Source organism: Vannielia sp. ABF1_015 (assembly GCF_056160745.1).
The window spans coordinates 408,624-421,439 of sequence record NZ_JBSWXT010000001.1; the positions used below are offsets into that span (position 1 = coordinate 408,624).

Here is a 12,816-nt window from a genome sequence, read left to right on the forward strand (position 1 = left end):
CGGAGCGGCGGGCAGGATCACGGGATGAAGACAACGCCCTATTGGTGGGATAGCGCCCCGCCCGCGCCGATCGAACGGGGCCAACTCCCGTCCCGGGCCGATGCCGTGGTAATCGGCTCCGGCTACACCGGGCTGCATGCCGCGCTGCAAATCGCGCGGGGCGGGCGCAGCGTGGTGGTGCTGGAGAAGGGGCAGGTGGGCGAGGGCTGCTCAACCCGCAACGGCGGCCAGCTCAGCTACTCGATCAAGCCCTCCCTGCGCGCCCTTACCGCCAAGCACGGGCCAGAGATAGCCGCCGCGATTCGCGCCGAAGGCCCCGCTTCGCTTGCTTTCACCGGCGATTTCATCCGCACTGAAGGGATCGACTGCGACTTTCGGCTTTGCGGGCGGTTCGACGGGGCGGCTACTGCGCGGGCCTATGTGGAGATGAGCCACGAAGCCGATGGCAAGAACATCATCGCCGTGCCAAAGGAGCGCCAGCGCGAAGAGATCGGCACCGATCTCTATCATGGCGGCGTGATCTACAAGAATTACGGCGGGCTGGACCCGGGCCGCTATCATGCCGGGCTGTTGGCAAAGGCGCTGGAAGCTGGGGTAATGGTGCTGCCCCAATGCGGCGTCGAGGCGATGGACGAGGGGCCAAGCGAGGTCACCCTGCGCACCGCGCACGGCAGCATCACGGCGGCGGATGTGGTGATTGCCACCAACGGCTACACCCCCAAGGCCACCCCTTGGCACCGGCAGCGGGTGATCCCCATCGGCAGCTACATCATCGCCACCGAGGAACTGCCGGAGGAGGTGATGGCCCGCCTCTTCCCGCACAACCGGATGTATTGCGACAGCCGCCGCGTGATCTACTACTACCGCGCCTCACCCGACAGAAAGCGGGTGCTCTTTGGCGGTCGCGCGGCAGCGGGAGAGGCCGGCGCAGCGGTGGCAGCGCGGCGGCTGAGGGCCGAGATGGTGCGGCTCTTCCCCGAGCTTGCGAGCACCAAGATCACCCATAGCTGGATGGGCTTCGTTGCCTTCACCTTCGACAAGCTGGCCCATACCGGCGACAAAGGGCGCATTCGTCATGCCATGGGCTATTGTGGATCGGGCGTGGGTATGGCCTCTTATCTCGGCATGAAGGCGGGGCTCAGGGTGCTCGGCGATCCGGCGGGAGACACCGCGATGACGGCCCCCAGCTTCCCCACGAGACCGCTCTACTCGGGCGATCCATGGTTTCTGCCCGCTGCGGTTGCAAGCTATCGCCTGCTCGACCGCTTCGGTTTGTAACGGCTGTGTATCGGTTTGCCAGGATGCATGAAATGGACCTTTCGGACCAAACCATTCTGGGCTTCACTCTCCATCAGGCCCGCGTGAGACGGGCAGGAAAATCTATAAATGACCCCAACCGGAGGATCTGACATGAAACCAACCATCCGCGCCCTGCTCGCGGGCACCACAATGGCTTTTGCCGCTGGCACCGCCAGCGCCGAAACCCTGCGCCTGCTCACCTGGGGTGGCTATGCCCCCGAGAACGTGATTGCCAAGTTCGAAGAGGAATACCCCGATATCGACGTCGAGGTGACCCTCTCCAACAACGAAGAGATGATCGCCAAGCTGCGCGCCACCGGCGGCACCGGCTTTGACCTTGCCCAACCCAGCCACGACCGGGTCTATGCCGCGCAGTTGGAATACAACATCTACAAGCCGCTGGATCTGAGCAAGATCAACACCGACGCGATGACGCCCAACCTGCTGGACGGCGTGAAGGCCAACACCACCATCGAAGGCGAGGTCTACTCGGTGCCGCACCAGTGGGGCACCTCCGGCGTGATGGCCAATATGGCCGAAGCCCCTGACGTGACCGGCTGGAACGACCTCTGCGACGAAAAATACGCTGGCCGCACTTCGATGCGCCTGCGCCGCACCATCCTGCTGGGCACCGCCTTCGGCATGGGCAAAGACCCGTTCGCCCTCTACGCCGACCCGGAAGCCTACCAGCAGATGCTGGACGAGGTGACCGAGAAGCTCATCGCCTGCAAATCGGTCATCAAGACCTATTGGAGCGGTGGCGACGACCTTTCGGCGCTGATGCTCTCGGGCGAGGTCGTGGTGTCTGAAACATGGGATTCCACCGCCTTCAAACTCTACGGCGAGAACCCCGATATTGTGTTCGTGCCGCCAGAAACCGGCGCGCTGGCATGGATCGACACCTTCACCATCCCGCGCGGTGGCGAGGCGGACGATGCGGCCTACAAGTGGATCAACTTCGTGCTGCGGCCCGAGATCACCAAGATGATGTCGGCCTCCACTGGCGCCATTGCCGCCGTGCCCAACGGGATCGACCTGATGCCCGAAGACAAGAAAGCCGCGATTTCGGCAGGGTTTGATCAGGAAGACCTCGATAACCTGAAGTTCTTCGCCAACATCCCGCCGGGAATCGAAGACATGGAAGGCCTCGCTCTCGAGCGCATCAAGGCTGCCAACTGAGAGAATGGGCCGGGGCCTTGCGCTCCGGCCCTTTTTCATTGCGGGATGGCGGGACAAGTCCTGCCCTACGCCCGCCCGGAAGACAGAAAGACCACCCCCATGTATGACCTGAGCTGCACCGATCTGACCAAGAAGTTCGGCACCTTCACCGCCGTCTCCGATGTGTCGCTCGACATTCCCTCAGGCTCGTTTTTCTCGATCCTCGGACCATCGGGCTGCGGCAAGACCACGCTGATGCGGATGATCGCAGGGTTTGAGAGCCCCACCGCCGGAGACATCCGGATCAAGGGTGAAAGCGTGCTCAACCTGCCGCCCAACCGGCGCAACGTGAAGATGGTGTTCCAGCATCTCGCGCTGTTTCCGATGATGAGCGTGGGCGAAAACATCGCCTATGGCCTGCGCTGCCGGGGCGAGCCGAAAAGCGAGATTGCCGGCAAGGTGGCCCGCGTGCTGGACCGGGTGGGCTTGCCGGGCAACGAAGACAAGAAGATTGATCAGCTTTCTGGCGGGCAAAAGCAGCGCATTGCCATTGCCCGCTGCATGGTGCTGGAGCCCGACGTTCTGCTGCTCGACGAGCCGCTGGGCGCGCTCGACCTCAAGCTGCGCGAGCATATGAAGATCGAACTGAAGCAGTTGCAGCACCAGTTTGAAACCACATTTCTTTACATCACCCACGACCAGTCCGAGGCATTGGTGATGTCCGACAACGTGGCGGTAATGAACGCCGGGCGCTTCGAGCAGATCGGCGCACCAAAACAGCTCTACGATGCCCCCGCCTCCGGTTTTGTCGCCGGGTTCGTGGGCGATGCCACTGTGCTTCAGGGCAAGCTGGGCGAAGTGCGCGGCACCCAGGGCCGCGTGGTTCTGGAGGGAGGCAACGAGGTGGTCGGCACCGTTTCGGACCGCAGCACCACCGGAGATGCAGTCGAGGTATTTCTGCGGCCAGAGGCGTTGAAGCTCGGTGAGGGCGAGTCTGGCTGCAAACTCGCAGGCAATGTGGAAAGCCTGCTGTTCAACGGCGCGTCCAGCCGCATCCTCGTGCAGACCGGGCGCAACCTGATCGAGGTGGCCGACCCCGAGCAACGCAGCGATGTTGCCGAAGGCCAGACCGTCACCGTCAGCTGGAGCCCCGAGCGCGCCCGCATCTTCGCCCGTCGCCCCGGATCGGAGGCCGTGGTATGAGCCGCGATGCGGGCAAACTCTCTCTGATCCTGCTGTTCACGCCCTTTGCGCTTTGGATCGGCCTGCTCATCATCCTGCCGCAGCTCGGCATCGGCTATGTCTCGATCCGCGAAAAGGTGGGGATCAACCAGTACGAATACGGGTTCAAGAACTACGTCGATTTCATCACCGAGCCGGTCTATCGCAACACCCTGCTGCGCACGGCCTGGATGAGCATTCTCGTCACCGCTCTGGCGCTGGTGATCGGCTTTCCGATTGCCTGGTATATCGCCAAGATCGCCCGCGAACGCTCCCGCGCCGCGCTGTTCCTGATGTGCCTCATACCTCTCTGGGTGTCGGACTTGGTGCGCGCCTATGGCTGGATCGTGCTGCTGCGCGAAACCGGGGTGATCTCGATGACGCTGGTGAAATGGGGCATCATCAACGAACCCATCGAAATGCTCTACAACGACATGACGGTCATCATCGGCCTCGTTTACACCGTGATCCTTTTCATGATCGTTCCGTTGGTTTCCACCCTGCAAGGCATGGACGACGCGCTGCTGGAAGCGGGATATAACCTCGGCGGCTCGCGCATCACCGTCTTCCGCCGCATCATCGTGCCCTATGCCATGCCGGGCATCGTGGCGGGCTGCATCATCACCTTCATGCTGACGGCGGGCAGCTACCTGACGCCGATCCTGCTGGGGGGCAAAAACTCCAGTTGGTTTACCGAGCAGATCTACAACCAGTTCATCACCCGATATAACTGGGAGAGCGGCTCGGCCTTTGGCGTTTCGCTCCTCGTCTTCACCTCCTTCGTGGTCTGGGCCGGGCTCCGGCTGACCGGGCAGAGCCTGGCGACCACCGTGGCAAAGGAGTGAGCGTTATGCAGGGTTCTCGCGGCCTCATGTGGATCTACCGCTCTTACGTGGTGGTGTTCTTCCTCTACCTCGTCGCCCCACTCGTTGCGGCGGGTGTCTTTGCCTTCAACGATTCCATGTTCCCCTCGCTGCCATGGAACGGCTTTACGTGGGATTGGTTCTTTTCGCCAAACGAGCCCAAGCTCGGCCTCTTCCATGACGACCGGCTGCTGCAAGGCCTCGGCAACTCGCTCTACATCGGCGTCATCGTTGCCGCGCTTTCGGTGGCGGTGGGCACCTGCAACGCCTTCCTTTTCGTGCGCAAGGACTTCCGCTTCAAGAACGCGCTCTACGTGCTGATGGTGGTGCCGCTGGTGATCCCGGGCGTGATCCTCGGCATTTCGATCCTCGTTCTGGCCTCAACCATCGCCGGCCTTGCCGACCAATGGTTTGGCGTGTTCCTCACCTCGCTACGTCCCGGCATCCCGCTGGTGGTGATGGGCCAGTTCTCCTTCCTCGTCACGATCACCTCGCTTGTCATCATCGCGCGGCTGGAAAAGTTTGACATCTCGCTCGAAGAGGCGGCGCTGAACCTTGGCGCATCTCGCCCGCGCACCTTGGCAACCGTCACGCTGCCGTTTCTCTTTCCGGCGATGTTCTCGGCCTTCGTCGTGGCCTTTCTTGTGTCCTTCGAGAACTTCAACACCACGCTCTTCCTCGTCGGCTCCGATTCACCGCTGACGATCACCATGTATGACCGGATGGTGAAGGCAGGCAGCACGCCGGTGCTCAACGCCACATCGGTGGTGCTGATGCTCGGCTCCGGCCTGCTGGCGCTGCTTTCGGTTTTTGCCCAGCGGCCCAAAAAGCAGGCGTGAGTTACTCGAAGTAGGTGTAACCGTTCATCGAATTGCGGAAGGCCTCGATCAGCTTGCGGCCCTCCCGCGCGTCAATCCCGCCCTCCGAAATGGCCGCATCCACCCGTTTGCGGAAGCCGCCGGAAATGTCGCGCGGGTTGTACTCGACGTAGCTGAGCACCTCCGAAATCGTGTCCCCCTGCAACTCTTCCACAAGGTCAAAGCCGCCATCGTCGCGCAGGGTGATGGTAGCCACGTTGGTATCGCCAAACAGGTTGTGCAAATCGCCAAGCGTCTCCTGATAGGCCCCGACGAAGAAGGTCGCAAAGTGGTAGCGTTCGCCTTCTTCCACCGCATGCACCGGCAGGGTGCTGGCGGTGCCGCCCTCCAGAATGAAGCGGTCAATCTTGCCGTCGCTGTCGCAGGTGATGTCGGCCAGAATCGCCCGCCGGTCGGGCACCTCGTTGAGCCGTTGCAGGGGCACCAACGGGTGAAGCTGGTCAATCGCCCACACATCGGGGAGCGACTGGAAGAGCGAGAAGTTGCAATGGAGGATGTCGGCGGTGCTGTCGAGCTGGTCCAAAATCTCCGACGGGCCGCCGGGGGCCTCGGCAATGTCATGGATCCGCGACATCAGCCAAAGATAGATCCGCTCGCCGCGGGCCACCTCGCGCAGGCCAACCGCGCCCCGGCGAAACATGGCGCGCAACTCGTTGCGATAGTAGCTCGCGTCGTTGATGCACTCCTGCAAGCGCTGCGGCTCCAGATAGGCGGCAATGGCAGCAATGTCTGACACGAGGTGATGGTCACCCGGCTCCGGCTCGGGGGCGCTTTCCACGTCATAGCGGGTGGTTTCCAGCACGTCGAAGACCAGCGCGGCAGAAAGCGCCACCACCCCGCGGCCGCTTTCGGTGACCAGCGTGGGGTGGTCCACGCCCGCCTCGTCCATCGCATATTTCACGGTTTCCACGATGTTCGAGCAATATTCGGCAACCGAATAGTTCACCGAAGATTCCGTCGCCCGGGCCTCGCCTGTGTAGTCAATGCCAAGCCCGCCGCCGAGGTCGAGGTGGGTGAGCGGAACGCCCTCGCCCAAGAGTTCGGTGAAGTAGCGGCAGGCCTCCGAGGCGGCGCGGCGCACGTCGTTCACATCGGGGATCTGGCTGCCGAGGTGGCTGTGCTGCAGGGTCAGGCAATGCAGCAGGCCCGCCGCCTTGAGCTTTTCCACAGCCGTCACCAACTGCTCGGAGTTGAGGCCAAAGGCCGAGCGGTCGCCCGAAGAGGCGGCCCAAGCGCCGCCGATCTGGTTGGTCAGCTTGATGCGCACGCCAAGCAGCGGATCTATCCCCAACTCCTTGGCGACCCGAATGGCGATTTCAACTTCGTTCAACGATTCCAAAACGATATAGGTGTTGAACCCGGCCCTGCGGGACAGTGTTGCAAGGCGCACGAACTCTTCGTCCTTGGTGCCATTGCAAATGATCAACGCGTCCTTCGCGAGAGGCTGGCCAAGGGCGATCACCAGTTCGGGCTTGGAGCCCGCCTCCAGCCCGTAGCCCATCGGCGCGCCGTATTCCACCAGCCGCCGCACCACCTGCTCCTGCTGGTTTACCTTGATCGGAAACACCCCCCGGTAGCTGCCCCCGTAGCCGGATTTCTCGATCGCCTCGGCAAAACTGCCGGTCACCCGGCTGAGGCCGTATTCCAAGAATTGCGTCACCCGAAGCAGTACCGGTGTTTGTATCCCGCGCTCCGAAAGCGCGTTGACCACACCGGGCAGGCTCACCGGCGTCGCGTTGGGGGCCAGCGGGTTGACGAGGCCGATCTCGCCGTTCTCCATCACCTCCACAAGGCCACGGCCCCAGCGGTTGACGCCATAGATTGCATGGGGGGCGGTTTGGCTTTCGGGCTGTGTCACCTGCGGCTCCTGCGGATATCTGCGGTTGCTGGCAGGATGGTAGAGCAACAGGGCGGCTCTGCAACGGGGCAAGTCGGGTCAGCCGGTGCAGGCGAGCGGTTTGGGCCTGCGAGGCAGCACAACGTGAATGGCGGTGCCCTCCGTGGTGCCCTCATCGCACCAGATGCGGCCGCCGTGCCTGTCGACGACCTTGCGGCAGGTGGCAAGGCCAAGCCCGGTGCCGGGGATGGCCGCGGCAACGGGCAGGCGTTTGAACGGCTCAAAGATGGTTTGCCGGTATTCGGGCGGCACACCGATCCCCTTGTCCTCAACACTCAGGCGCACCGCCTCCGGAGTTTCGCTGCAGTGGATCGTAATGCGAGGCGGGGCATCGCCCGCGTATTTGATAGCGTTGCCGATCAGGTTTTGCAGCAACTGCACGATCTGCGGCATATGGCAGGTAAACCGGGCGCGGCCCTTGCTCACCACTTTCGCGCCGGTGCGCTCAATCTCTTCCAGCAGCACCGTCCGGGCCGCCTCGACTAATTCGTCGCTCGTCACCTCCTCTTCCTCGGTCTCATGGTCAAAATGCACGTGGCCGGCGAGGCTTGTGACCAAGTCATTCAACCGGTCAGCCGATTTGCCGATTAGCTGAACATCCCGCCGCACGTCTTTGGCGGTGCCCTCGGCCAGATCCTCGTTCAGCTTGTCGACCAGAAAGCGCATGGAGCGGATCGGGGCTTTCAGATCATGCACCAGCACCTCGGAAAACACCGAAAGATCCTCGCGCTGCTCATCAAGCTGCCAGCGCATCCGGGCGAGCTTGCAGCCGGTCTTGATCACCCGGTCGAGCGCGGCGGGCGAGAGGTTGCGCTTGGGCAGATAGTCTATCGCGCCGCGCTGGATGGAGTCCTTGGCGATCTCCTCGTCCCCCTGCCCGGTCATCATGCAAATGGCGGCGCGGGGCCAGCGGCGACCGAGCGGAACAATCAGGTCAGCGCCGCTGGCATCCGGCAGCATGTAGTCGAGAAACACCATATCGGGCGCGGGCAGGTCGCAGGCCATGGCGGCTTCGGCATTCACCGCCTCGTGCACCTGCGAGGGATCCTTGCGCTGGCCGAGCAGGCGGCGGAGCAACTTGCGGTCCCCCGCATCATCGTCGATCACCAAAAAGCTCAGCGTCATCCTCAGACCTCGGAAAGCGGCGCCTCGCGCGACATGTCAGGGAGCACAACGATGCGCCAGAAGTGTTCTACCGTGTCGATCAGCTCCAAAAAGTCCGCCCCGGCGCGGCCCTTGATGATGTAGCCGGCGACGTTCTGGTCATAGGCGCGGAACACATCGGTTTCATCTTCCGAGGTCGAGAGCATGAACACGACAGCGCGGTGAAGGCGCGGGTCGACGCGCAGCTCTTTCAGAAACTCATGGCCGTTCATGCGCGGCATGTTGACGTCGAGCAGCAGCACGTAATGCTCGGGGGGCTTGCTCTCGCCTTCGCCGCGCAGAAAGGCGAGTGCCTCGATCCCGTCGCGCAGGCGGTGGATCGGGTTGGCGATATGCGACTTCGCGAGCGCGCGCACCACGGCCTTTGCATCGCCGTCGTCATCTTCGACGAGCACGATATTGAGCAGGTTATGTCGGGCCTCGAAAGGGCGGGGTGCCACGGCGTTCATGCTGCGATCTCCTCTTCTGGGGCGTGTTGCGCGCGCGGCCAGCGCATGCGGAAGGTCGTGCCGCGGGTGCCCTCGGATTGAAGTCTTATGTCGCCGCCCACCACGTCGACATGTTTGCGCACAATGGCCAGCCCCATGCCGCTGCCTTCAACCTCGTCCCGGGGCCGCAAGGTCTGGAAGATCTGGAAGACCTTTTCATGGAAATCGGGGGCAATGCCCGGGCCGTCATCTTCCACGCTGAAGTGCCAGGCATCGGCGCGTTCCGCGAGGGTGAGCCGCACCTTGCCATCGGGCCTGTCATGGTGCTTGAAGGCATTGCTGACGAGGTTGAGCAGCACCACCTGAAGTGGCATGCGCGGCAGGGTGACCTCGGCCCACGGCCCCTCGATCTCAATCCGCATGCCCTTGGGTATGTGGAGCAACCCGCGCAGCTCCTCAATGAAGGCGGTGCCGGTGAGTTGCTCCTGAGACTGTTTGGTTCGGCCAATGCGGGAGTGTTCCAGTAGATCGTTCAGCAGGTTTTCCATCCGTTTGGCGCGGCTTTGCAGCAGATCGAGGCTTTCGCGGGTGTCTTCTGTCAGATGCGGATCCAGATCGTCTGCCAGCCAGCCCGCGGCGTTCTGGATCACCCGAAGCGGGGCCTTCAGGTCATGGCTGGCGACATAGGCAAACTGGTCCAACTCCTCGTTAGAGCGCCGCAGCGCCTCGACCAGCTCGGTCGTCCGCAACTCGGCAGCGCGGCGCGCGGAGATATCGCGCACCATGCCGATGAATTTTACTTCGCCATCCAGTTCGGCGCGGCTGACCGAAATCTCGATGGGCAGGCCGCGGCCAGACTTATGGCGCCCGTGAATTTCGCGATTTTCGGCCATGCGGGCGCCATGCGGCCCAACTCGGGACGCGCTGACGTAGGCTTGATGAGTATGCGCAGTGTCCTCAAACATCAGCACCGTCAGGGGCTTGCCGCGCAACTCCTCGGCGACGTAGCCGAACATCTCTTCTGCCGCCGGGTTGATATCTTCGATAACGCCTTCCCCCGAAATGGTGATCAGCCCGTCGCCCACGTTTCGCAGCGTCCACGATAAACGCGCGTGACCTTTCTCAAGCTCTCGCGACATTTCGTCGAAACGTTGGGCCAAATCCCTCCCGAGAAATTGGGTGATGGCCCCGGCAAACATCGCCAGAAGCACCGTGATTAGCGTATGCCGGATGACAAGGCCGCCGGTGTTCCCGATCACGCCAGCAGGTGCCCCGAAGGTGAGCACGCCAAACTGCACCGGCAGCGGGCGCAGCCTGTCCATCGGCACGGTGTGCAGATACACAGTCTCATTGCCCAGGTCCGCAAAGCGGTTCTGCCCAACCCGGGCCCCTAACGCCTCAGCTTGAGGTAACGGGCTATACCCGGCATCCTCATGGTGGAAGAGTCGCGAACTGCGCCCGCCCGCTTCATAGAGCACGTAATCACCAGCGCTGTTGACTACAGCGACGGTTTGATCGAGCAGCACGTCCGGCTGGGCGGTTTGCAGCAACGCCTCGTAATCGGCGTTGATCACAATCGCGCCAAACAGCCCCCCGTCTGCATCCGGTAGCGGGTGGACCAGGCGGATCGTCACGGGGCCGTCCCGTTTGCCATGCTCCCGGTTGTAGGAAACTCGAGAAAAATATGCCTCAGAGCGCGGATCGGCCCGAAGACGGGCAAGATAGGGCTCCTGCGCTTTTTGCTGCAGCTCTGCATCAGGGGTGCGCTCGATCTCGCCGCTGCGCTGATCAACACGCACGGCTTCGCGCCAGCCACCTTCGGCGAGGATGAGGCGCACCTGGGTGTAATGCGGATGCACCTCGAGCTTGTTGGCGAAGATCGTGGCCAGCCGGTCTTTCCACTGGTCGAGCGAGGACTCGTCCAGCGGATCAACGCTATCGGGCGCGGAAACCGCCCTCTCGATCCCCCCGATGGGCGGATAGTTCGACAGTATGGCACCATCGTCCTGCATGTCATGGAACACACCCGAAATCTGCTCGGCATAGAACTGGGCGCGCTGCTGAAGCCGCAACTGCTCCGCCTGCAAGGCGTCGGCGCGGGTGGTGAAGACATGGTAAGCCCCATAAAGCGCACTGACCGTAACAACCACGCAGACAGCAATCAGCGTGAGTCGCATGGTCAGCCGCTCGGCAGACAAATGCTTGTAGGCCGCCCGCGAATTCTTCATAGGGCCTCCGCTCTGTGTGGGTGGCTAGGTTGTGCCGTTGACGAGTTTGATGTTGCGCGCCGTTTCCAGCTTGCTCTGCTCGACGATGCTGGTGAGATCGTCGAGGAACACGACCAGATCCTTGCAGCCGCGTTCCAGCAGGGTGACGTGCTCATCACTGGTGGCCTCTTCCTCCCCCGCGCGGACCTTGCGGATTTGGGCGAGGGTGCCCGAGAGAATTTCCCGCATTTCCGGCCCGCAGGAGGTGAGAAACTGCGTGATCGTGTGCTTCATCTTCTCCTGAAAGGCGCGGGCATCGGAGATCGAGGCATAAAACATGCGCCGCTCGAAGGCCGACACCATGGATTTGCGCAGGTTGTCGACAGACATTTCCTCCTTCACCAGATAGTCGGCGCAGCCCCGGCGCATGGCTTCCACGGCAATGGCGCGGCGGGTGACGGAGGTGAGCATGATCGGGATAACCTGGCTCTGCTCCTCATGGCCGAGCAAGACCTTGAGCGCATCAAGCCCCGTCTCCATGCCGAGGTTGTAGTCGATAAAGGCCACGTCAAAGGGCGTATCTAGCTTTTCGCGCATTTCAGCGATGGTGTAGGCCTCGGTCACCTCCAGATCGAGCCCCGCCCGCTCACAGATGCGTTGCAGGCGGAGATGGTCGATATCGTCATCGTCCAGCACCAGCGCGCGGAGGCGCATTGGCATGGCGGCATGGGCGGCTGGGGTCGGGAAGGGGATTGGCTGCGACGTCATGAACGCACTCCTGCATCTGGGGGCAAGCGGATTGACAAGACTGTAGGGCGCGCTCCGTTAACATTCGGTTGCCATCTTGGGCACGCGAGCCTCGACTTTCTCTAAATCTCGCCACAGTTTGCGCCCCGCGTCATGAATCTGTTGCCCCCATGCCGGAGGATCAGGCCAATGCAGGACTTCAGCCGATATGCCGTCTATTACGCGCCACCCGAGGGGCCGCTCGCCCGCTTTGGCGCGCAATGGCTGGGGTGGGATGCCGCCGCAGGGGCCGAGGTGGCGCAGCCTGACCAAACCGGCCTTGATATGCGGGCCATCACCAAGGCGCCCCGGGCCTATGGCTTTCACGGCACCATCAAGCCGCCGTTCCGGCTGGCCGAGGGCCAGAGCGCAGCGGCGTTGGAAGTGGCGCTTGCAGAGTTTTGCGCCGGAGCCGCACCGGTTTCGCTTGAGGGGCTGACGCTGGCGCAGATCGGCAGCTTTCTGGCATTGGTGCCCGAGGGCGATGCAACCCCGCTGACCGCGCTGGCCGGGCAGGCTGTGCAGGCGCTCGACCGCTTCAGGGCGGTGCCCGGGCCCGAGGAGCTGGCCCGCAGGCGCGGCGCGGGCCTCACCCCTCGGCAAGACGCGCTTCTGCTGCGCTGGGGCTATCCCTATGTGATGGAGGAGTTCCGCTTTCACCTCACGCTCACCGGCAAACTATCCCCATCACAGGCTGAGGTCGCCGAGGCGGAACTGCGGCGTCGGCTGGATGGCCTGCTTCCCCGCCCCTTCCGAATAGACGCTCTTTGCCTTTTTGGAGAGAGCGCGAAGGATGGCCTCTTTCACCTCCTGCACCGCTATCCGCTCGGCGACAGGCAAGGCGGCTGACGGACAGGCCCGCTTTGAAGTCGACGTCGCTCATCCACCTGCGCAAAACCCATCCCACCTTGTAGC

The 12,816-nt window shown here is 62.8% G+C and carries 11 protein-coding genes; 6 read left to right on the forward strand and 5 right to left on the reverse strand.

The window, feature by feature from the left end; translation table 11 throughout:
- The first annotated feature begins 24 nt into the window (after nucleotides 1-24).
- The 5 genes from ACXAG6_RS02070 to ACXAG6_RS02090 all read left to right on the forward strand — a co-directional run bounded on the left by ACXAG6_RS02070 (nucleotide 25) and on the right by ACXAG6_RS02090 (nucleotide 5,380).
- The gene (locus ACXAG6_RS02070) at nucleotides 25-1,278 is read left to right on the forward strand and encodes an NAD(P)/FAD-dependent oxidoreductase (RefSeq protein ID WP_475334541.1); all 1,254 of its coding nucleotides are present in this window, start codon (nucleotides 25-27) and stop codon (nucleotides 1,276-1,278) included.
- Nucleotides 1,279-1,410: 132 nt separating this feature from the next.
- Nucleotides 1,411-2,478 carry an extracellular solute-binding protein gene (locus ACXAG6_RS02075; RefSeq protein WP_475334543.1) on the forward strand — a complete coding sequence of 356 codons (1,068 nt, stop codon included), beginning with the start codon at nucleotides 1,411-1,413 and terminating at the stop codon, nucleotides 2,476-2,478.
- A 45-nt stretch (nucleotides 2,479-2,523) separates the two neighbouring features.
- Nucleotides 2,524-3,660, forward strand: a complete 1,137-nt coding sequence (locus ACXAG6_RS02080; RefSeq protein ID WP_475334545.1) for an ABC transporter ATP-binding protein — start codon at nucleotides 2,524-2,526, stop codon at nucleotides 3,658-3,660.
- Nucleotides 3,657-4,523, forward strand: a complete 867-nt coding sequence (locus tag ACXAG6_RS02085) for an ABC transporter permease (protein WP_475334547.1) — start codon at nucleotides 3,657-3,659, stop codon at nucleotides 4,521-4,523. The genes ACXAG6_RS02080 and ACXAG6_RS02085 overlap by 4 nt, the downstream gene beginning before the upstream one ends.
- Nucleotides 4,524-4,528: 5 nt before the next feature.
- Complete coding sequence (locus ACXAG6_RS02090; protein WP_475334550.1) at nucleotides 4,529-5,380, forward strand: ABC transporter permease; 852 nt, start codon at nucleotides 4,529-4,531, stop codon at nucleotides 5,378-5,380.
- Nucleotide 5,381: 1 nt separating this feature from the next.
- On the opposite strand, the gene speA is transcribed toward ACXAG6_RS02090, so the two are convergent.
- The 5 genes from speA to ACXAG6_RS02115 all read right to left on the reverse strand — a co-directional run bounded on the left by speA (nucleotide 5,382) and on the right by ACXAG6_RS02115 (nucleotide 11,883).
- Entirely contained in the window at nucleotides 5,382-7,277 is a 1,896-nt protein-coding gene (gene speA / locus ACXAG6_RS02095) for a biosynthetic arginine decarboxylase (RefSeq protein WP_475334552.1), read from the reverse strand.
- Nucleotides 7,278-7,355: 78 nt separating this feature from the next.
- Nucleotides 7,356-8,441: a sensor histidine kinase gene (locus tag ACXAG6_RS02100; protein ID WP_475334554.1), complete on the reverse strand. Its 1,086-nt coding sequence runs from the start codon at nucleotides 8,439-8,441 to the stop codon at nucleotides 7,356-7,358.
- Between the two features lie 2 nt (nucleotides 8,442-8,443).
- Nucleotides 8,444-8,929: a response regulator gene (locus ACXAG6_RS02105; protein ID WP_475334557.1), complete on the reverse strand. Its 486-nt coding sequence runs from the start codon at nucleotides 8,927-8,929 to the stop codon at nucleotides 8,444-8,446.
- Nucleotides 8,926-11,136, reverse strand: coding sequence for a sensor histidine kinase (locus ACXAG6_RS02110; RefSeq protein WP_475334559.1), 2,211 nt, complete (start codon nucleotides 11,134-11,136; stop codon nucleotides 8,926-8,928). The genes ACXAG6_RS02105 and ACXAG6_RS02110 overlap by 4 nt, the downstream gene beginning before the upstream one ends.
- Nucleotides 11,137-11,160: 24 nt before the next feature.
- The gene (locus ACXAG6_RS02115; RefSeq protein ID WP_475334561.1) at nucleotides 11,161-11,883 is read right to left on the reverse strand and encodes a response regulator; all 723 of its coding nucleotides are present in this window, start codon (nucleotides 11,881-11,883) and stop codon (nucleotides 11,161-11,163) included.
- Nucleotides 11,884-12,051: 168 nt separating this feature from the next.
- Between ACXAG6_RS02115 and ACXAG6_RS02120 the strand changes: the two genes are divergently transcribed.
- The gene (locus ACXAG6_RS02120; RefSeq protein WP_475334563.1) at nucleotides 12,052-12,750 is read left to right on the forward strand and encodes a DUF1045 domain-containing protein; all 699 of its coding nucleotides are present in this window, start codon (nucleotides 12,052-12,054) and stop codon (nucleotides 12,748-12,750) included.
- Nucleotides 12,751-12,816 lie beyond the last annotated feature (66 nt).